Source organism: Streptomyces sp. NBC_00576 (assembly GCF_036345175.1).
Classification (GTDB): Bacteria; Actinomycetota; Actinomycetes; order Streptomycetales; family Streptomycetaceae; genus Streptomyces.
On sequence record NZ_CP107780.1, the window covers coordinates 7,501,303 to 7,522,294 of the forward strand.

At 69.4% G+C, this 20,992-nt stretch carries 13 protein-coding genes; 10 read left to right on the plus strand and 3 right to left on the minus strand.

What is annotated here, in order from left to right; genetic code table 11:
• Positions 1–189 precede the first annotated feature (189 nt).
• From leuS to holA, 8 genes are all read left to right on the plus strand, one after another.
• Entirely contained in the window at positions 190–3,072 is a 2,883-nt protein-coding gene (gene leuS, locus OG734_RS32695) for a leucine--tRNA ligase (protein ID WP_330291023.1), read from the plus strand.
• 185 nt (positions 3,073–3,257) lie between these two features.
• Complete coding sequence (locus OG734_RS32700) at positions 3,258–4,022, plus strand: hypothetical protein (RefSeq protein WP_330291024.1); 765 nt, start codon at positions 3,258–3,260, stop codon at positions 4,020–4,022.
• Positions 4,023–4,103: 81 nt separating this feature from the next.
• Positions 4,104–4,949: a DegV family protein gene (locus OG734_RS32705; protein ID WP_330291025.1), complete on the plus strand. Its 846-nt coding sequence runs from the start codon at positions 4,104–4,106 to the stop codon at positions 4,947–4,949.
• Positions 4,950–5,103: 154 nt separating this feature from the next.
• Complete coding sequence (locus tag OG734_RS32710) at positions 5,104–6,252, plus strand: ComEA family DNA-binding protein (RefSeq protein WP_330291026.1); 1,149 nt, start codon at positions 5,104–5,106, stop codon at positions 6,250–6,252.
• 131 nt (positions 6,253–6,383) lie between these two features.
• Positions 6,384–8,924, plus strand: coding sequence for a ComEC/Rec2 family competence protein (locus tag OG734_RS32715; RefSeq protein ID WP_330293876.1), 2,541 nt, complete (start codon positions 6,384–6,386; stop codon positions 8,922–8,924).
• Between the two features lie 4 nt (positions 8,925–8,928).
• On the plus strand, positions 8,929–9,768 hold the full coding sequence (locus OG734_RS32720) for an arylamine N-acetyltransferase family protein (protein ID WP_330291027.1): 840 nt from the start codon (positions 8,929–8,931) through the stop codon (positions 9,766–9,768).
• 93 nt (positions 9,769–9,861) lie between these two features.
• Complete coding sequence (locus tag OG734_RS32725) at positions 9,862–10,107, plus strand: hypothetical protein (protein ID WP_330291028.1); 246 nt, start codon at positions 9,862–9,864, stop codon at positions 10,105–10,107.
• A gap of 83 nt (positions 10,108–10,190) precedes the next feature.
• Positions 10,191–11,180 carry a DNA polymerase III subunit delta gene (holA, locus tag OG734_RS32730; RefSeq protein WP_330291029.1) on the plus strand — a complete coding sequence of 330 codons (990 nt, stop codon included), beginning with the start codon at positions 10,191–10,193 and terminating at the stop codon, positions 11,178–11,180.
• Positions 11,181–11,532: 352 nt separating this feature from the next.
• Here holA and rpsT read toward each other — a convergent pair whose 3' ends face one another.
• Positions 11,533–11,799 carry a 30S ribosomal protein S20 gene (rpsT, locus tag OG734_RS32735; RefSeq protein ID WP_006377997.1) on the minus strand — a complete coding sequence of 89 codons (267 nt, stop codon included), beginning with the start codon at positions 11,797–11,799 and terminating at the stop codon, positions 11,533–11,535.
• Between the two features lie 298 nt (positions 11,800–12,097).
• Between rpsT and lepA the strand changes: the two genes are divergently transcribed.
• A complete protein-coding gene (lepA, locus tag OG734_RS32740) occupies positions 12,098–13,978 on the plus strand; it encodes a translation elongation factor 4 (RefSeq protein WP_330291030.1) in 1,881 nt (626 codons plus the stop codon).
• Between the two features lie 250 nt (positions 13,979–14,228).
• Positions 14,229–16,103, plus strand: a complete 1,875-nt coding sequence (locus OG734_RS32745; protein ID WP_330291031.1) for an AMP-dependent synthetase/ligase — start codon at positions 14,229–14,231, stop codon at positions 16,101–16,103.
• A gap of 83 nt (positions 16,104–16,186) precedes the next feature.
• Here OG734_RS32745 and OG734_RS32750 read toward each other — a convergent pair whose 3' ends face one another.
• The gene (locus OG734_RS32750) at positions 16,187–16,762 is read right to left on the minus strand and encodes a response regulator (protein ID WP_330291032.1); all 576 of its coding nucleotides are present in this window, start codon (positions 16,760–16,762) and stop codon (positions 16,187–16,189) included.
• Between the two features lie 12 nt (positions 16,763–16,774).
• Positions 16,775–20,950, minus strand: a complete 4,176-nt coding sequence (locus tag OG734_RS32755) for a HAMP domain-containing protein (protein WP_330291033.1) — start codon at positions 20,948–20,950, stop codon at positions 16,775–16,777.
• Between the last annotated feature and the right edge of the window lie 42 nt (positions 20,951–20,992).

Genomic DNA, 20,992 nt, shown 5'->3' on the forward strand with positions numbered 1-20,992 from the left:
TCGCGGCGCGCTCGACGGCTGCGGTACCCTGACGCCATGCGTGCCGTACGCCTTCTGCTTAGCGAGCCGCGCTGATCAGTCCCGACCGCTGACGAATCGTGGTCGGCATCGGCGCGGCGTCCCCTCCTGTGTGAGGGGATTTTTCATTTCCAGCCGCTGGCAGAGACGATCGATGGAGCTTTGAGGACCATGAGCGAGACGAACCCCGCTGCCACCACCGAGGTGGCGGCGCCGCACCGCTACACGGCCGCCATGGCGGCCGACATCGAGGCACGCTGGCAGGACTTCTGGGACGCCGAGGGCACATACGCCGCCCCGAACCCGAGCGGGGATCTGGCGGACGACCCGGAGCTGGCCGCCAAGCCCAAGAAGTTCATCATGGACATGTTCCCTTACCCCTCCGGTGCGGGTCTGCACGTCGGCCATCCGCTGGGCTACATCGCGACCGACGTGTTCGCCCGTTTCCAGCGCATGACCGGCCACAACGTCCTGCACACCCTGGGCTTCGACGCCTTCGGCCTGCCCGCCGAGCAGTACGCCGTGCAGACCGGCACGCACCCGCGGGTGTCCACCGAGACCAACATCGAGAACATGAAGGTCCAGCTGCGCCGGCTGGGCCTGGGCCACGACAAGCGCCGGTCCTTCGCCACGATCGACCCGGCCTACTACAAGTGGACCCAGTGGATCTTCCTGCAGATCTTCAACTCCTGGTACGACGAGGAGGCGGACAGAGCCCGCCCGATCGCCGCCCTGATCGCCCAGTTCGAGAGCGGCGAGCGTGCCGTACCCGGTGACCACGCGCGCGCGTGGAACCAGCTGACCGCCACCGAGCGCGCCGACGTCCTGGGCGAGTACCGCCTGGCGTACGCCTCCGAGGCGCCCGTCAACTGGTGTCCGGGACTGGGCACCGTACTGGCGAACGAGGAGGTCACCGCGGACGGCCGCTCCGAGCGCGGTAACTTCCCCGTCTTCAAGGCCAAGCTGCGCCAGTGGAACATGCGCATCACCGCCTACGCCGACCGGCTGCTGAACGACCTGGACGCGCTGGACTGGCCCGAGGCCATCAAGCTGCAGCAGCGCAACTGGATCGGCCGCTCCGAGGGCGCCCGCGTCGACTTCCCCGTGGACGGCGACGCCATCACGGTCTTCACCACCCGCCCCGACACCCTGTTCGGCGCCAGCTACATGGTCCTGGCGCCCGAGCACCCGCTGGTCGAGAAGTTCACCCCGGCCGCCTGGCCCGAGGGCACCCACGACGTCTGGACGGGCGGCCACGCCACGCCCGCCGAGGCTGTCGCCGCCTACCGCGCCCAGGCCGCCTCGAAGTCCGACGTCGAGCGGCAGGCCGAGGCCAAGGACAAGACCGGCGTCTTCATCGGCTCGTACGCGACCAACCCGGTCAACGGCGAGCAGATCCCCGTCTTCATCGCCGACTACGTCCTGATGGGCTACGGCACCGGCGCGATCATGGCCGTACCGGCGGGCGACCAGCGCGACTTCGAGTTCGCGCGCGCCTTCGAGCTGCCGATCCCCTGCATCGTCGAGCCGACCGACGGGCGCGACACCGACACCTCGACGTGGGACAACGCCTTCGGGGCCTACGACGCGAAGATCATCAACTCGGCCAACGACGACATCTCGCTGGACGGGCTGGCCGTCGCCGACGCCAAGGCGCGCATCACCGAGTGGCTGGAGCGCAAGGGCATCGGCCGCGGCACCGTCAACTTCCGGCTGCGCGACTGGCTGTTCAGCCGGCAGCGCTACTGGGGCGAGCCCTTCCCGATCGTCTACGACGAGGACGGCGTCGCCCACTCGCTGCCCGAGTCGATGCTGCCCCTGGAACTGCCCGAGGTCGAGGACTACTCGCCGCGCACCTTCGACGCGGACGACGCGGACACCTCCCCGGAGACGCCGCTGTCCCGCAACGCGGACTGGGTCAACGTCACCCTGGACCTGGGTGACGGCCGCGGCCCGCAGAAGTACCGCCGCGAGACCAACACCATGCCCAACTGGGCGGGTTCCTGCTGGTACGAACTGCGCTACCTGGACCCGAACAACGACCAGAAGCTGGTCGACCCGGCCATCGAGCAGTACTGGATGGGCCCCCGCGAGGGCCAGCCCCACGGCGGCGTCGACCTGTACGTCGGCGGCGCCGAGCACGCCGTGCTGCACCTGCTGTACGCGCGCTTCTGGTCCAAGGTCCTGTTCGACCTGGGGCACGTCTCCTCGGTCGAGCCGTTCCACAGGCTGTTCAACCAGGGCATGATCCAGGCCTTCGTGTACCGCGACAGCCGTGGCATCGCCGTACCGGCCGCCGAGGTGGAGGAGCGCGACGGCGCCTACTTCTATGCGGGCGAGAAGGTCACCAGGCTGCTGGGCAAGATGGGCAAGTCCCTGAAGAACGCGGTCACTCCGGACGAGATCTGTGCCGAGTACGGGGCGGACACGCTGCGCCTGTACGAGATGGCGATGGGCCCCCTGGACGTGTCGCGGCCGTGGGACACGCGCGCGGTGGTGGGCCAGTACAGGCTGCTGCAGCGGCTGTGGCGCAACGTCGTCGACGAGAACAGCGGCGAGGTCACCGTCGTCGACACCGAGGCCGACGAGACGACTTTGCGTGCCCTGCACAAGGCGATCGACGGAGTCCGCCAGGACCTGGAGGGCCTGCGGTTCAACACCGCCATCGCCAAGGTCACCGAGCTGAACAACCACCTGACCAAGGCGGGCGGTCCGGTGGCGCGCACGGTCGCCGAGGCCCTGGTGCTGCTGGTCGCGCCGCTGGCCCCGCACATCGCCGAGGAACTGTGGCGCAGGCTGGGCCACCCCGACTCGGTCGTCCACCAGGACTTCCCGGTCGCGGATCCCGCGTACGTCGTGGACGAGAGCGTGACCTGCGTCGTGCAGATCAAGGGCAAGGTCAAGGCGCGCCTGGAGGTCTCGCCCTCGATCTCCGACGACGAGCTGGAGAAGGTGGCGCTGGGTGACGACAAGGTCGTGGAGGCGCTGGCCGGCGCGGGGATCCGCAAGGTGATCGTGCGGGCGCCGAAGCTGGTCAACATCGTCACGGCGTAGGTCCGGACGCCGGTGCGGGCATTGGCGCAGGATTTGTCGCAGATCTAGGCGTGGGCGGTCCGCCAGGCCGCTCGGGGTAGTCCCCTACGGGCAGGTTCGGGGTTCTTTTGGAACTCAGGGCCTGCCCTTTGCGTTTACGGTTGAAGAGCGGCTCGAAGGCCGCGACCGGTAGGAGGAGGAGCGTCGTGCAAGTCGCTGTCGCAGTTGTTGCCCTGCTCTTCCTGCTGTTCGTCGTGCTGGGCGTGTACGCGACCGTGAAGGTGGTCGGCGCGGCCAAGAGAGGTGTGGACCGGACGATCTCGCAGGCCCGCCGCACGGTCGAGGACACCACGCTGCGCGCCAAGACGTACGCCCAGCCCGGCCCGGCCGGCGAGCTGGCCCAGCTCAGGCTCAAGCTGCGTACGTCGATGCGGGCCACACAGGACGCGCTGCACGCGGGCGTGGCCGAGGACGAGTCCCTCAAGGAGTCCCTCGGCCTCTTCGAGCGGCTCAGCGCGCATGGCCACGAGCTGGACGCCGAACTCAAGCGACTGGAGTCCGAGCCCGACCGGGCGACGCTCGCCGCGCGACTGCCCGACCTGCGCGAGCGCACCGACCAGATCACGCAGGCGGCCGACTCGCTGCGCTGGGCGGCCCGGGACCGGGCGACCCGTTTCGCGGGCGACGACCTGGACGCCCTGAGGACCCAGATAGACGTCGAGGCGGGTGCCCTGCGGCACTGGACGACCACGGAGCCCACGCCTGCCGCGACACCCACGACGACTTCCACCCCTGCTCCGCCGCCGTGGCCCGCGGCCCCGGCAGCCGACGGGGCCGCGGCTCAGCAGACCTGGCCGGACAACCCGGACGCGCGCCGGGCCGCCGAACCGACCCGGCCCGCCATCACCCCGCCGGTGCAACAGCCCACCTACCCCTGGCAGAAGAAACCCCGTCCCGAGAGCACGACTTGATCCGGCGAGCCCACTCCGGTCCCGCCGCAGGTGAAAGGGGCGGGCTGCCGCCCAGGCGCTACGGCAGGTAACCTCCAGCTCATGTCCCGCCATGTCGCTATCGTCACCGATTCAACGGCCTACCTGCCGCCGCGGACGATGGAGCGCCACGGCATCATCGCGGTGCCGCTGACCGTGGTTCTCGGTGACCGGGCCCTCGAAGAGGGCACCGAGATCTCGGCCCGTTCCCTGGCCCAGGCACTCCAGAAGCGCCGATCCGTCACCACCTCGCGTCCCAGCCCCCAGCTCTTCGCGGAGACCTACCGCAAGGTCGCCGAGTCCGGCGCCACCGGCATCGTCTCGCTGCACCTCTCCGCCGAGTTCTCCGGCACGTACGACGCCGCGGTCCTGGCGGCTCGTGAGGCGCCGGTGCCCGTACGGGTGGTGGACACCGGCATGGTCGCGATGGCCCTCGGATTCTGCGCACTGGCCGCGGCCGAGGCGGCGGAAGCGGGCGGCACGGTGGATGAGGCCGTCACGGCCGCGGAGAAGCGGGCCGCGGGCACGTCCGCGTACTTCTACGTCGACACCCTCGACTATCTGCGCCGCGGCGGTCGGATAGGTGCCGCGCAGGCACTCTTCGGCTCCGCCCTCGCGGTGAAGCCGCTGCTGCAGTTGGACGGCGGACGTATCGAGCTGCTGGAGAAGGTACGAACGGCGTCCAAGGCCATCGCCCGCCTGGAGGAGATCGCCGCCGACCGGGCCGGCAGTGCGCAGGTCGACATCGCCGTGCACCATCTGGCCGCCCCGGAACGGGCAGCGGCCCTCGCGGACCGGTTGCGAGTACGGGTGCCGGGACTGGCCGAGCTGCATGTGAGTGAGGTGGGGGCGGTGATCGGGGCGCATACGGGACCTGGGTTGCTGGGAGTGGTTGTTTCGCCTCGGTGAGGGGCTTCTGCGGGGCTCCGGCGGGTTCGACCTGTGCGCGGGAGGCCTGTGTGCAGCACTCGTTCGGGTGATGGAGTTATCCACAACCAATGGGTAATCCACCGGAATTGAGCAAGATCATCGCGGGTGTGGTGGATTGCTCCATCCTCGGCGCATGGCACTTCGATCACGTTCACGCGCCACCACTGCGACCAGCGGCCCCGGCCGCGGCCCGATGTCCGACGGCCGCGTCTGTCACGGCCATCGCCGTCCCCGTAGCCGAGCCCGACAGCATCAGGCGTCGGCCGACGAGCTCCGCCGACGGGCAGAGGTGCTCTTCGGTGAACGGGCACTCGAACGAAGGGAGTTGGGGAACGGGCCGCCGGGTGGTGAGCGGGACGCGGGTGTGGTGGACTGCGGGGAGGGGGCGCGGTTCGCGGCCTCCGCTGCCGGTGGCATCGGCCAGGAACACCGGGCACCGACGGCACGCCTTGATGTTCCCGTCGATGTCCCCGGTGGGCGTGCGGGCGTCGGCGGGGAGGCGCCTCGTGCGGCGGAAGCGGTGGGCAGCGGTGCCGAGGACGGTCCGGCTGCCGGGGCTTGGCAGGAACGGGCCGGGCTTGCGGTGCGGGAGCGGATGCCCGTGTGGTTGCAGGCGCGGTGCGGTCTGGAGCGGCGGAGCGTGGTGGCGCTCACGGTGGTGCTGGTCGCTGCCGCGGTGCTTGCCGGACAGCACTTCTGGACGGGGCGCGTCCAGTCCGTTCGGGCGCCGGAGGTGGTTCGGGCGGCGCCGCTCGGGGCGGCACGGGCCGCGGGCGGCACGGCCGGTCCCCGGGGTGTCGTGGCAGGGGCTGGCGCACCGATCGTGGTGGACGTCAGCGGCAAGGTGCGGGAGCCGGGGGTTCATCGGCTGCCGGCCGGGTCCAGGGTCGCCGACGCATTGCAGGCCGCGGGTGGGGTGCGTCCCGGTACGAAGACCGAGGGGCTCAACCGCGCGCGGTTCCTGGTGGACGGCGAACAGGTGGTGGTCGGCGGGGCGGTGCCTCCACCGGGGGCGGTCGTGGGCGGTGCGGTCGGCTCGGCCGGCGTGGGAACGGGAGGCTCCGTGGGCGGGGCGGTGGCTGCACCGGCGGCGCCTGTTCCGTTGAACACGGCCACCGTGGAACAGCTCGACACCTTGCCCGGGGTCGGCCCCGTGCTGGCGCAGCACATCATCGACTACCGCACCCAGCACGGTGGATACCGGTCCGTGGACGAACTGCGCGAGGTGAACGGCATCGGAGACCGGCGCTTCGCCGACCTGCGAAATCTCGTGCAGCCATGAGTCGGGTACCGCCCACGTCGGAATCCGATGGTCCGCCTCGGAACGCGGTGGCCGGGGCCGCGCACGAGGAGCCTCGCCCGCTCGACGACCAGGTCACTGCCGACCGTCGGGCACCGCGCGCCCGCCGGTCCGTGCACGCTGCCTCGGGGAAACGGCTGGGGGATGCCAATCCCCGGCAGGAAGGGCCGACGGACCTGCGGTTGGTGCCGCCCGCGCTGGCTGCCTGGGCGACGGCGGCACTGGCGCTGGATGTCCCGCCCGGCTGGGTCACCGGCGTCGCGGTCGTCTGTTCGGTCGTGGCCGGCGTGCTCCTGCTGGTCGGCCGTACCTCGGAGGGATCCAGTCTCTCGCCGGTGCGACAACCCCGGTGGGGTGGCTGGTCGCGGGTTTCCGTGGCCGGCGTGCTGCTCTGTGTCGCAGCGGCTGCCGTCTCCGCCGGCCTGCACGGGGCCGATCTGCGGCGGGGGCCTGTGCCGGGGCTGGCGCGGCAGTACGCCGGCGTGACGGCCGAGTTGGAGGTCACCTCCGATCCACGGCTCACCCGGCCCCGGATCCAGGGCGCTCACGCCGCGCCGAGCGCCGTACTGCTCGACGCCGAGGTCCGGCGGATCGAGGAGCCGGACGGAAGCACGGTGGCGACGCGGACGCCCGTGCTCGTGACAGTCGACGTGAGCGCGAAGCCGACGAAGACGGGCTCCTTCCGCCGGGCGACCGAGGAGGCGGCGGATGGGCCGGAGCATTCGCCCTGGCTGGGGCTGCTGCCGTCCACGCGGTTGCGTGTGACCGGACGGCTCGTGCCCGCGCTGACGAGCGGTGACCGGATCGCGGCCGTGCTGCGGGTACGGGAGCGGGCGGCGCCGGAGGTGGTGCGGGAACCGTCGGCGCCGCAGCGGTTCGCGGGACGGCTGCGTGCGGGGCTGCGGGACGCCACCGAGGACCTGCCGGCGGATGCGCGGGCGCTGCTGCCCGGGCTGGTCGTCGGGGACACCTCACGCGTCACATCCGAACTGGACGAGGCGTTCAAGGAGACCGACCTCACGCATCTGATGGCCGTCAGCGGGGCGAATTTCACTATTCTCCTCGCCCTGCTCATCGGCCCGCCCGCCCTCGCCCAGCAGGTCGAACGGCGTGGCCTCGCACCCCGCCTGGGCATTTCCCTCCGGACGACCGCACTGTTCGGCAGCGTGCTCACCCTGGGATTCGTCATTGTGTGCAGACCCGACCCGAGTGTGCTGCGGGCCGCGGCCTGCGGCTCCGTCGCGCTGCTCGCCCTCGCGACCGGGCGTCGCCGGTCACTGATCCCGGCGCTCGCGACAGCGGTTCTGCTCCTGGTGCTGTACGACCCGTGGCTGGCGCGGAGTTACGGCTTCCTGCTCTCCGTCCTCGCCACCGGTGCACTTCTCACCCTCGCGCCCCGCTGGAGCCCGGCGTTGCGCAGGCGAGGGGTGCCGCCGCGGCTGGCCGAGGCGCTGGCCGCAGCCGGCGCCGCGCAGGCCGTGTGCGCGCCGGTCGTGGCGGTGCTGTCGGCGCGGGTGAGCCTGGTGGCGGTGCCGTGCAACCTGCTCGCGGAGTTCGCGGTCGCCCCGGCCACCGTGCTGGGCTTCGCGGCACTGGCCACGGCGCCGGTGGCCATGCCGGTGGCGAAAGCGCTGGCCTGGGGCGCGAGTTGGCCCGCCGGGTGGATCGTGGACATCGCCCGTACGGGAGCGGCGCTGCCCGGCGGGGGAGTGGACTGGCCGGGCAGCTGGACGGGCGCGCTGCTGCTGGGGCTGTGCATGGTGCTCGTCGTGTTCGCCGGCGCGCGTCTGCTCAGGCATCCATGGTGGTGCGCGGCCTGCGGGGTGCTGTTGCTCCTCGTGGTGGTGCGGCCGGCGCCGCTGACCAGGGTGATCACGGGGTGGCCGCCGCCGGGTTGGCGGTTCGCGATGTGCGATGTGGGGCAGGGGGACGCGACCGTCCTCGCGGCGGGCGAGGGCACCGGTGTGGTCGTGGACGCGGGCCCCGAACCGGCACTGGTCGACCACTGTCTGCGCGAACTCGGCATCACCAAGGTGCCCCTCGTGATCCTCACCCACTTCCACGCGGACCACGTCGCCGGGCTGCCCGGCGTACTGCGCGGGCGCTCGGTGGGCGCGATCGAGACGACGGGGTTCGAGGAGCCCGAGGACCAGGCCGAGTTCGTGCTGAGGGAGGCGGCGGCCCGGCGTATCCCGGTGACGCGCGCCGTCGCCGGTGAGCGGCGTCGGACGGGTGACCTCGACTGGGAGGTGCTGTGGCCGCAGCCGGCCCCCGCACCCGAGCCGGAGGGCGCCAACGACGCCAGTGTCACCCTGCTCGTACGGTCGGCGGGGCTGCGCCTGCTGCTCCTCGGGGATCTGGAACCCCCGGCCCAGCGCGCGCTGTTGAGCTCGCCGGCCGCTACGGAAGTACGTGCTGTCGACGTCCTGAAGGTCGCCCACCACGGGTCGGCCTATCAGGACCCGGACCTCATACGGGCGGCGGCTCCGAGGCTGGCGCTCATCTCCTGCGGCGCGGACAACACGTACGGGCATCCCGCTCCCAGCACGGTGGCGGCGCTCAGGGACGGGGGCGCCGTGGTGCTGCGGACGGACGAGGACGGGGCATTGGCGGTCGGCGGTGCGGGCCGGGAGCTGCGGGTGGCGAGAAACTGAGGCCATGAACTCCGCACAGGCTGAGGCCTACCTCCGTCGGCTGAGCGTCGAACGCCCGGTGTCGCCCACCCTCGACGCGCTGCGCGAGCTGCAACTGCGGCATCTGGTGTCGGTGCCCTTCGAGAACCTGTCGATCCATCTCGGCGAGGACATCGTCCTGGAGGAGAACCGGCTGTTCGACAAGGTGGTGGGCGCCCGTCGGGGCGGGTTCTGCTACGAACTCAACGGTCTCTTCGGGGCGTTGCTGACCGCGCTGGGCTTCGACGTCACGCTGCTGGCGGCGCGGGTGTACGGCGACGAGGAGCGGCTCGGGATCCCGTACGACCATCTCGCGCTGCGGGTGCGGACGGTGGACGGCGGTGACTGGCTGGTCGACGTGGGCTTCGGGGCGCACAGTCACTGTCCGCTGGCGATCGGGCAGCGGCGCGAGCAGGAGGATCCCGGAGGTACGTTCCTGGTCGTCGAGGCGGGGCCGGACGCGGCTGGAGCACGGGGCGGCGGGGCGGACGCGGACTCGGCCGACCTGGACGTGGTCCAGGACGGCAGTCGCCGGTACCGGCTGGAACTGCGGCCCCGAGCGCTGGGTGACTTCGTGGCCGGGGCCTGGTGGCACAGCACCTCCCCGGAGTCACACTTCACGCGGTCGCTGGTCTGTTCGAGGGTCACGGAGGACGGAGGGAGGATCACGCTCAGCGGCCGAAGTCTCACGGTGACAGCGCCGGGTGGGGAAAGGGAGGCGAGAGAACTGGGGGCGGACAGCGAGGTGCTCTCCGTGTACCGGGAGCGGTTCGGGGTCGAGCTGTCGGGTGTGCCGAGTGTTCGGAAGCCGGGTGGGGGCAACTGAGGCGGCTGGATCGGCCGCTTGCCTTGCCATGGGCTTCGTGAGCTGTTCTGTGGTGGCGAGCCGGGGGTGCTCGGCGTAGCGGAAAATGTCTCCGTGAGCGACGTGAGACATGTACTGGTGCTGCCCGACCGTGATGCCGCCGAGGAGGTGGTCGAGGCGCTGCGTGAACGGTTCGGCCTTGGTGAGGAGCCCCAGCTCGTACGGGATGCGCTGGCCGGTGAGGACGATGCGGAGGATGCGCAGTGGCTCGTGGTGCTGCGGGACGAGGCGGGGCGGCTGGATGCGACGGAGCTGGACGAGTTCGTGGGGGAGTGGGAGGGATGGCGTGAGGAGCCGTAGCGATAGTCCCGGGCGTCTGCTGGAGCCTCCGGTGGGTCTGGTGGGCGGCGGCGTTGTCAGTGGCTCGTGGGATGCTTTCGGGGATGGCCAAGAAGACCGCACATGACGACCCTCTCGCCCCCGTCACGCTTGCCGTGGGCCAGGAGGACCTCCTGCTCGACCGTGCAGTGCGGGAGGTGGTGGCCGCCGCCCGGGCCGCCGACGCCGACACGGACGTACGAGACCTGACCTCGGACCAGTTGCAGCCGGGCACGCTGGCCGAGCTGACCAGTCCGTCGCTCTTCGCGGAGCGGAAAGTCGTGGTCGTACGCAACGCGCATGATCTGTCGGCCGACACGATCAAGGACGTGAAGGCGTACTTCGGGGCGCCCGCGGAGGAGATCACCCTCGTGCTGCTGCACGCGGGCGGAGTCAAGGGCAAGGGGCTGCTCGACGCGGCGCGCAAGGCGGGGGCGCGGGAGGTGGCGTGTCCCAAGATGACGAAGCCGGCGGATCGGCTGGCGTTCGTGCGGTCGGAGTTCCGGGCCACGGGTAGATCCGCCACACCTGAGGCGTGTCAGGCGCTCGTCGACTCGATCGGGAGTGACCTGCGGGAGCTGGCGTCCGCGGTGACCCAGCTCGTCGCGGATGTCGAGGGGACGATCGACGGGGCTGTGGTCGGGCGGTACTACACGGGGCGGGCAGAGGCGTCGAGCTTCGAGGTCGCCGACCGGGCCGTCGAGGGGCGGGCGGCGGAGGCGCTGGAGGCGTTGCGGTGGTCGTTGTCGACCGGGGTGGCGCCTGTGTTGATCACCAGTGCGTTGGCGCAGGGGGTGCGGGCCATCGGGAAGTTGTCCTCCGCGAGGGGTGGGCGGCCGGCGGATCTTGCTCGGGAGCTGGGGATGCCGCCGTGGAAGATCGATCGGGTGCGGCAGCAGATGCGGGGATGGACTCCGGATGGAGTTGCTGAGGCGTTGCGGGCCGTGGCTGAGGCTGATGCGGGGGTGAAGGGGGGCGGGGATGATCCGGAGTACGCGTTGGAGAAGGCTGTTGTGGTGATTGCCCGGGCGGCTCGGTCTCGGGGGCGGGGGTAGGGGGGCGCCCCCGCCGCCCTTACACGTCCCATCCTGTTCCTGGGGGGCTGCGCCCCCAGACCCCCGCTCCGGCCCTGAACGGGCCTAGCCCTCAATCGCCGGACGGGCTGGAAATGCGGGCCGGTGCTCCTGCTGTAGAGGCGGCGTCGGCGTTCATGCCGAAGGCCCCGGTCTCTGTCCTGGGGTGGACAGGTGCCGGGGCCTTCGGGGGAAGCTTCTGCTGGTGTTGCTGGTGGCTTCACGCCCGCGTGGCGAACGCAGATCGTGCGTGGAGCCGGGGTGCCGGGTGGGAGCGGGAGAGAGGGCCCGCTGGGTCCTTCCGGCGGTTGGATCAGATCAAGGAAAGAGAGGTTCAGCCCTTGAGGGTGGCGACCTTGGAAGCAAGCGCCGACTTCTTGTTGGCGGCCTGGTTCTTGTGGATGACGCCCTTCGAGACGGCCTTGTCGAGCTGACGCGCGGCAGCGCGCTGAGCCTCGGTGGCCTTCGCGACGTCACCCGCGGCAGCGGCCTCGCGGGCCTTGCGGATCGCGGTCTTCAGGGAGGACTTGACGGCCTTGTTGCGCAGCCGGGCCTTCTCGTTGGTCTTGATCCGCTTGATCTGGGACTTGATGTTCGCCACGAATGAGCCTTTTCAGGTTCAGGTACACGAGGGCACGCCTCATGCACCGTTTGATTGCTTCTTGGTTTTACTGCACCTGTGTCTCCTGCTGAGAGGGCATGAGACACAACGAACCAGGCTACCAGTCGCCCCCCGGACAGCCCAATCCGGTCGCCCGGGTCCAGGGCGGTCTCCGGCTCGGCATGTGCGAAACCGCCCAAACCGGTCACCGCTCCCCGCCCGTGGGACCATGGAGCCTACGTATCGATCCGACCCGAGACCGCAGACACTGCGGACGCCTCAAGAATCAGGACCCTGCGTGCCCGCGATCCCTAGCCATGTGCCCGAGCCGAGCCGTACCGACCCGGCGCTGATCCGCAATTTCTGCATCATCGCGCACATCGACCACGGCAAGTCCACGCTCGCCGACCGGATGCTCCAGCTGACCGGAGTGGTCGACCAGCGGCAGATGCGCGCCCAGTACCTCGACCGCATGGACATCGAGCGGGAGCGCGGCATCACGATCAAGTCCCAGGCGGTGCGTCTGCCGTGGGCGCCGACCGACGGGGACGGGGGCGGTCAGGGCAGGACTCATATCCTGAACATGATCGACACCCCGGGACACGTCGACTTCACATACGAGGTCTCGCGGTCGCTCGCGGCCTGTGAGGGGACCGTTCTCCTGGTCGACGCCGCCCAGGGCATCGAGGCCCAGACCCTCGCCAACCTGTACCTGGCGATGGAGAACGAGCTCACCATTGTCCCGGTGCTGAACAAGATCGACCTGCCGGCCGCCCAGCCGGAGAAGTTCTCTGAGGAACTCGCCAACCTCATCGGCTGCCAGCCCGAGGACGTGCTCAAGGTCTCGGCGAAGACCGGCATCGGTGTGGACGCGCTCCTGAACCGCGTCGTCCGCGACGTCCCGGCCCCGGTCGGCGTCAAGGACGCCCCCGCCCGCGCGATGATCTTCGACTCGGTCTACGACTCCTACCGGGGCGTGGTCACGTACGTCCGTGTCATCGACGGCCAGCTCAACAAGCGCGAGCGCATCAAGATGATGTCGACCGGCGCCACCCACGAGCTCCTCGAGATCGGCGTCTCGTCCCCTGAGATGACCTCGGCCGACGGCATCGGCGTCGGCGAGGTGGGCTACATCATCACCGGCGTGAAGGACGTCCGTCAGTCCAAGGTCGGTGACACGATCACCAGCAAGGAGAAGGGCGCTACCGAGGCCCTCGGCGGGTACAAGGACCCCAAGCCGATGGTCTTCTCGGGCCTCTACCCGCTGGACGGCTCGGACTACCCCGACCTCCGCGAGGCGCTGGACAAGCTCCAGCTCAATGACGCCGCCCTGGTCTACGAGCCGGAGACCTCCGCGGCCCTCGGTTTCGGCTTCCGCGTCGGCTTCCTCGGCCTGCTGCACCTCGACGTCATCCGTGAGCGCCTGGAGCGCGAGTTCAACCTCGAACTCATCGCCACCGCGCCCAACGTGGTCTACCGCGTGATCATGGAGGACGGGAAGGAGCACACGGTCACCAACCCGAGCGAGTTCCCCGAGGGCAAGATCGACAAGGTCTTCGAGCCGGTCGTCCGGGCCACGATCCTCGCTCCCAGCGAGTTCATCGGCTCGATCATGGAGCTCTGCCAGACCCGCCGGGGCACCCTTCTCGGCATGGACTACCTCTCCGAGGACCGCGTCGAGATCCGTTACACGCTCCCCCTCGCCGAGATCGTCTTCGACTTCTTCGACAACCTGAAGTCCAAGACCCGCGGCTACGCCTCCCTGGACTACGAGCCCACCGGCGAGCAGGACGCCTCGCTGGTGAAGGTCGACATCCTGCTGCACGGCGACCGCGTCGACGCCTTCTCCGCCGTCACCCACCGGGACGCGGCTTACGCGTACGGCGTACGGCTTGTCGCCAAGCTGCGCGAGCTGATCCCGCGCCAGGCCTTCGAGATCCCCATCCAGGCGGCCATCGGGTCGCGGGTCATCGCCCGCGAGACCATCCGCGCGATCCGCAAGGACGTTCTCGCCAAGTGCTACGGCGGTGACATCTCGCGTAAGCGGAAGCTGCTGGAGAAGCAGAAGGAGGGCAAGAAGCGGATGAAGATGGTGGGCTCTGTGGAGGTTCCGCAGGATGCCTTCATCGCCGTCTTGTCCAGCGATGAGAACGCCGGGTCGGGCAAGGGCAAGAAGTAGCCGACGCCGGCCCGCGGGAATCGGGAGATCGGGGGCTCGTCGTGTGAGAACGCGGCGGGCCCCCTTCGTGTGCGTACCGTCGGGCCTGCAGGAAGCGAACAGTCGCTCTCCGCACGAAGTGACAGGCCGTCGCCCCTTACGCGCCGGGCGGTCGCGCCTTACTCTGATCTCTGCTCGGTAGTTACTCGCGAGTTAAACAACAGCCGCAAATGAGCCAGCCGCCGCATTGCCGCGGGCCCCGGAGGATGTCGTGAGCGACACACAGACCTTGATCGAGAACCGTCCGCCGTCCGTCGCCGGTCTTTTCCTGGACCGCGTGGCCGCAACGCCGGACGCCGAGGCCTACCGCTACCCGGTGCCCCCGGCCGCTGGTGAGGGCCCGGACGACTGGAAGTCGCTGACCTGGGCACAGGCCGCCGAGCGGGTCTACGCCATCGCGGCAGGCCTCATCGAACTGGGCGTACAGCCGGAGCAGCGCGTCGCGCTCGCCTCCGCCACCCGCGTCGAGTGGATCCTCGGCGACCTGGGCATCATGTGCGCCGGCGCCGCCACGACCACGGTGTATCCGCAGACCAACGCCGAGGAGTCGGCCTTCATCCTCGCCGACTCCGCCAGCAAGGTGCTGATCGCCGAGGACGCGACCCAGCTCGCCAAGGCGCAGGAGAAGCGCGCCGAGCTGCCCGAACTCACCCATGTCGTGGTCATCGACCCGGCCGGCGTCGAGAGTGGCGACGGGGTGCTCACCCTCGCCGAGCTGGAGCAGCGCGGTGCCGCGTACCTGGAGAAGAACCCGGACCTGATCAAGGAGCGGGTCGGGGCCATTACGAAAGACCAGCTCGCGACCCTTATCTACACCTCCGGCACCACCGGCCGGCCCAAGGGTGTCCGTCTGCCGCACGACAACTGGTCGTACATGGCGAAGGCGACCGCGGCGACCGGGCTGATCAGCGCCGAAGACGTGCAGTATCTGTGGCTCCCGCTCGCACACGTCTTCGGCAAGGTGCTCACCTCCGGCCAGATCGAGGTCGGGCACGTCACCGCCGTCGACGGCCGTGTCGACAAGATCATCGAGAACCTGCCGGTGGTCGAGCCGACGTACATGGCCGCCGTGCCGCGCATCTTCGAGAAGGTCTACAACGGGGTCGCGGCCAAGGCGCGGGCCGGTGGTGGCGCCAAGTACAAGATCTTCCAGTGGGCCTCCGAGGTCGCCCGCGAGTACGCCAAGGTCACCCAGGACAACTTCCGGCGCACCGGCACCGCCTCCGCGCCCTTCGGTCTCTCCGCGAAGCACAAGGTCGCCGACGCACTCGTCTTCTCCAAGATCCGCGAGGCCTTCGGCGGCAACCTGCGCGCCTGTGTCTCCGGATCGGCCGCCCTCGCACCTGACATCGGCTTCTTCTTCTCCGGCGCAGGCATCCACATCCTGGAGGGCTACGGCCTCACCGAGTCCTCCGCCGCCTCCTTCGTCAACCCCGGCGAGGCCTACCGCACCGGCACGGTCGGCAAGCCGCTGCCCGGCACGGAAGTCCGCATCGCGGATGACGGGGAGATCCTGCTGCGCGGGCCCGGGATCATGGAGGGGTACCACGGTCTGCCCGAGAAGACCGCCGAGGTGTTGGAGAGCGACGGGTGGTTCCACACCGGCGACATCGGTGAGTTGTCCCCGGACGGGTATCTGAGGATCACCGACCGCAAGAAGGACCTCATCAAGACGTCCGGCGGCAAGTACATCGCGCCGGCCGAGGTCGAGGGTCAGTTCAAGGGGGTCTGCCCGTACGTCTCCAACATCCTCGTGCACGGTGCCGACCGGAACTTCTGCACGGCGCTCATCGCGCTCGACGAACCGTCCATCCTGGGCTGGGCGAAGGACAACGGGCTTGACGGGAAGTCGTACGCGGAGGTGGTGGCCGCGCCGGCGACGGTTGCTCTCATCGAGGGGTATGTCAAGGAGCTCAACGGTGGGCTTCAGCGGTGGCAGACCATCAAGAAGTTCCGGTTGCTGCCGCGGGATCTCGATGTTGAGCATGGGGAGATCACGCCGAGTCTGAAGTTGAAGCGGCCGGTTGTTGAGCGGGAGTACAAGTACCTGATCGATGAGATGTATGCGGGGTCGCGGGAGGCGTAGCGCGGTCGCGGAGGGGTGGCGGGGGAGTGATGGCGGCTGCAGCGCCGCTGTGGCTGGTCGCGCAGTTCCCCGCGCCCCTTCCGTCAGGACAGGCGGCCCCTGTCCACCAGTTGACGTAGTGCGCGCACCTGGTCGATCAGCGTCGTCGTGTCCGGAGGGGTCTCCCCGGACAGCTGACGTTCCAGGTCCGCCAAGCGGGCGCTGAGTTCGCTGTCGGCCGCGTGTTCGCGGGTCAGTAGTCGTTCCAGTTGCTGGTTTTTTCTGTGCAGGTCCAGGAAGACCGTGACCTTCGCGCGTAGTACCCAGGGGTCGAACGGCTTCGTCAGGTAGTCGGCCGCGCCGGTCGCGTAGCCGCGGAAGGCGTAGCCCGCGTCGGAGTCCGTGCCCGTCAGGAAGATGATGGGGACGTCCTTGGTCTGGTCGAGCCGTTTGATGTTCGCGGCGGTCTCGAAGCCGTCCATGCCCGGCATCCGGATGTCCAGGAGGACGACCGCGAAGCGCCGGCGGAGCAGCGCCTTCATCGCCTCCTCGCCCGAACGCGCCCGTACCAGCGGCTCGTTGAGGGACCGCAGGACGGCCTCCAGCGCGATCAGGTTGTCCTCCATGTCGTCCACCAGGAGGATGCTCGCGCGCTCGTCGGTCGTTTCCTCAGCGCTCATGGTGGCTGTGCCTCACTCGGCCGTCGGCGGGATCGCGGGCTCCCCAGGTGTACGCGGTCCCGGTACCGTCGACCCGCTCGTCGTGCGTGCCGTCTCGTCCAGTGCCTCGTCGTTGGGGCGCTCGGGGTCCAGGAGCGCGCAGACCACGGTCAGCAGCTGGTCGACGTCGACGGGCTTGGGTACGTAGTCGTTGGCGCCGCGGGCGATCGACTTCTCCCGGTCGCCGGGCATCGCCTTGGCGGTGAGGGCGACGATGGGCAGGTCTGCCCAGCGCGGGGTGCGGCGGACGGCGGAGATCGTCTCGTAGCCGTCCATCTCCGGCATCATGATGTCCATCAGTACGAGTTCGACGTCCGGGTTGCGTTCCAGCGTCTCGATGCCTTCGCGGCCGTTCTCCGCGTACAGCACCGGCATCCCCACCCGCCCCAGGACATGGGTGAGCGCGAAGACGTTGCGGATGTCGTCGTCGACGATCAACACCCGGCGTCCGGGCAGTACTTGCCCGGCCCGGCCCACCTTCCACGCCTCCAGCTTGGTGGGTGCGGGCCAGGAGTCGTCCATGTCGTGGGCCGCGTAGGGCTCGGTGGACAGCCGCTCGGGCAGCGGCAGTTGAAGGTCCTCGGACTCGGCGCCGGACGTCGGACCCGTCGCCGGGTGGCCGGGGCTTACGACAGGGACGTACAGGGTGAAGGTCGAGCCCTTGCCCGGCACGCTCTCGGCGATGATCCTGCCGCCCAGCAGGCCGGCGATCTCCCGGCTGATGGACAGACCGAGGCCCGTGCCGCCGTACTTGCGGTTCGTTGTGCCGTCCGCCTGCTGGAAAGCCTCGAAGATCACCGGGAGTTTCTCGGCGGCGATACCGATGCCCGTGTCGGAGACGGCGAAGGCGATCACGTCGTCGCTGTTCTCGCGGGTGTAGAGGTGATCGGGATCGGTGATCCGGTTGACGCGCAGCTCGACCCGGCCGGCCGCGGTGAACTTGATCGCGTTGGAGAGAAGGTTGCGCAGAATCTGCTGGAGGCGCTGCTCGTCGGAGTACATCTCGCGCGGTACGTCGGCACCGACCGCCACCTCGAACGCGAGCCCCCGGTCGAGGGTGAGCGGGCGGAAGGTCGCGTGGACGTAGTCAAGGAGCTTGATCAGCGGCAGCTTCTTCGGTCGTACGTCCATCCGGCCGGCCTCGATCTTCGACAGGTCGAGGATGTCGTTGATGAGCTGGAGGAGGTCCGAGCCCGAGCGGTGGATCGTCGTCGCGAACTGGACCTCCTGGTCGGAGAGATGGCCGTCCGGGTTGTCCGAGAGCAGGCGGGCCAGGATGAGGAGGGAGTTCAGTGGGGTGCGCAGCTCGTGGGACATGTTCGCCAGGAACTCCGACTTGTACTGGGAGCTGGTCGCCAACAGGGCGGCCTTGTCCTCCAGTTCGGCGTTCGAGCGCTGCAACTCCGCCTGCTGCTTTTGGAGTTCGTCCGAGCGTTCCTGGAGCTGGATGGCGAGGCGCTGCGACTCGCCGAGCAGGGACTCCGTACGGGAGTTGGCGATGATCGTGTTGATCGCGACGCCGATCGTGTTCACGAACTGGTCGAAGAACGCCAGGTGGACGTCGGAGAAGCGGGAGAACGAGGCGAGTTCGATCACGCCGAGCAGTTTGTCCTCGAAGAGGATCGGGATGATCACGACGCTGGCCGGGGCGGCTTCCCCGAGGCCACTGTTGATCTTGATGTAGTCCGGCGGGGCCTCCTCCACCAGGATCCGCTTCTTCTCGCGCGCCGCCTGCCGCACCAGCCCGTGCACCGGCATCCCGCCCGTGTCGACCGTCGCCCCCTGCGCCGACCCGTATCCCGCGATGAACGCCAGCCCCTTGGCGGGCACCGGCGCGCGCAGGGTGGCGCTCTCCTCGTCCGGGTCGGCCAGGAAGAACGCCCCGTACTGCGCGTTCACCAGCGGGGTCAGCTCGCGCAGGATCAGGTCGGCGACCTCCATCAGGTCGCGGTGGCCCTGCATCAGGGCGGCCAGGCGGGCGAGGTTCGACTCCAGCCAGTCCTTGGCGCGGGTCGTCTCACGGAGGTTGGCCACCATCAGGTTGATGTTGTCCTTCAGCTCGGCGACCTCACCGCGGGTCTCCACCGAGATGGAACGGGACATGTCTCCCTGGGCCACCGCCGAGGCGACCTCGGCGATCGCACGGACCTGGGTGGTCAGGTTCAGGGCGAGTTCGTTCACGTTGGTCGTGAGGCGCTTCCAGGTGCCGTACACGCCCTCGACCCTTGCCTGGCCGCCGAGTTGGCCGTCGATGCCGACCTCGCGGGCCACCCGCGTCACCTCGGAGGAGAAGGAGGAGAGCGTGTCCACCATCGTGTTGATGGTGGTCTTCAGCTCCAGGATCTCGCCCCGGGCGTCCACGTCGATCTTCTTCGAGAGGTCGCCCTGTGCCACCGCCGTCGCCACCTGGGCGATGTTGCGGACCTGAGAAGTCAGGTTGTCCGCCATGTAGTTGACGTTGTCGGTCAGGTCCCGCCAGACGCCCGAGACGCCCAACACCTGGGCGCGCCCGCCGAGTCGGCCGTCGGTGCCGACCTCGCGGGCCACCCGCGTCACCTCGTCGGCGAAGGCGCGCAGCTGTTCCACCATCGTGTTGACGGTGTCCTTCAGTTCGAGGATCTCGCCGCGGGCGTCCACCGTGATCTTCTTCGACAGATTGCCGTTCGCGACCGCTGTCGTGACCTGCGCGATGTTCCGTACCTGTGAAGTCAGGTTCAGGGCCATGAAGTTGACGTTGTCGGTGAGGTCTTTCCAGACCCCCGAGACACCCCGTACCTGGGCCTGGCCGCCGAGGTTGCCTTCGGTGCCGACCTCGCGGGCGACCCGGGTGACCTCGTCGGCGAAGGCGGAGAGTTGGTCGACCATCGTGTTGATGGTCGACTTGAGTTCGAGGATCTCGCCCTTCGCCTCCACCGTGATCTTCTTGCCGAGGTCGCCCTGAGCCACGGCCGTGGACACAAGGGCGATGTTGCGGACCTGCGAAGTCAGGTTGTCCGCCATGAAGTTGACGTTGTCGGTCAGGTCCTTCCAGACGCCGGACACGCCTCGCACCTGGGCCCGGCCACCGAGGTTGCCTTCGGTGCCGACCTCGCGGGCGACTCGGGTGACCTCGTCGGCGAAGGCGGAGAGCTGGTCGACCATGGTGTTGATCGTCGACTTGAGCTCCAGGATCTCGCCCTGCGCGTCGACCGTGATCTTCTGGCTCAGGTCGCCGTTCGCGACGGCCGTCGTCACCTGGGCGATGTTGCGGACCTGCGAAGTCAGGTTCGACGCCATGAAGTTGACGTTGTCGGTCAGGTCCTTCCAGACGCCCGACACGCCCCGCACCTGCGCCCGGCCGCCCAACTGGCCCTCCGTGCCCACCTCGCGGGCCACCCGCGTCACCTCGTCGGCGAAGGCGGAGAGCTGGTCGACCATCGTGTTGACGGTCAGCTTCAGTTCGAGGAGCTCGCCGGTCGCCTCGACCGTGACCGTGCGGGTCAGATCGCCCCGGGCCACCGACGTGGTCACCAGGGCGATGTCACGGACCTGGGCGGTCAGCCGGGACGCCATCGTGTTGACCGCCTCGGTCACATCCCGCCAACTCCCCGACAGGCCCTGCACCTTGGCGCGTCCACCGAGCCGTCCCTCCGTACCGACCTCGCGCGCGACCCGGGTCACCTCGCCGGTGAACAACGACAACTGGTCGACCATCTTGTTCACGGTCCGGCCCAGCCGGCGCAGATCACCGCGCAACTCCCGGTTCCCGTCGTGCAGATCGACCCGCTGGGTCAGATCGCCGCCGGCCACCGCGTCCAGTACCCGCGTCGCGTTCGCCGCCGGGGCCACCAGGGCGTCAAGGAGCCCGTTCACGTCGTTGACTCGGGAGGTCCAGTGACCCTGACCGGGGCTCGCGGAGAGGCGCTCGTCGAGTCGGCCGTGCCGGACCATGTCCCGTCGTACGCGCTGCACCTCGGAGTTGAAGTGCAGATTGCGGTCCATGATCTGGTTGAACGCGGAGCTCAGTTCGGCGACCAGGCCATGGCCGGTTTCCGGCACCTTCGCGAAGTCGCCGTCCCGGGCCGCTGTCATCGCGGCGAGCAGCGGACGCAGATCGGATGCCCGAATCTGTCCGTCTTCGAGCACTTGCGTAGCACTGTTCTCACTCATGGCGGCCCACTTCGGTAACTCGGCGCTTATGGGCGTGGCCAG

Bases quoted from the DNA above. Each gene is read 5' to 3' on its own strand.
- leuS (WP_330291023.1), top strand. From the start codon at position 190: ATGAGCGAGACGAACCCCGCTGCCACCACCGAGGTGGCGGCGCCGCAC.
- OG734_RS32705 (WP_330291025.1), top strand. From the start codon at position 4,104: ATGTCCCGCCATGTCGCTATCGTCACCGATTCAACGGCCTACCTGCCG.
- OG734_RS32710 (WP_330291026.1), top strand. From the start codon at position 5,104: ATGGCACTTCGATCACGTTCACGCGCCACCACTGCGACCAGCGGCCCC.
- OG734_RS32720 (WP_330291027.1), top strand. From the start codon at position 8,929: ATGAACTCCGCACAGGCTGAGGCCTACCTCCGTCGGCTGAGCGTCGAA.
- holA (WP_330291029.1), top strand. From the start codon at position 10,191: ATGGCCAAGAAGACCGCACATGACGACCCTCTCGCCCCCGTCACGCTT.
- OG734_RS32750 (WP_330291032.1), bottom strand. From the start codon at position 16,762: ATGAGCGCTGAGGAAACGACCGACGAGCGCGCGAGCATCCTCCTGGTG.
- OG734_RS32755 (WP_330291033.1), bottom strand. From the start codon at position 20,950: ATGAGTGAGAACAGTGCTACGCAAGTGCTCGAAGACGGACAGATTCGG.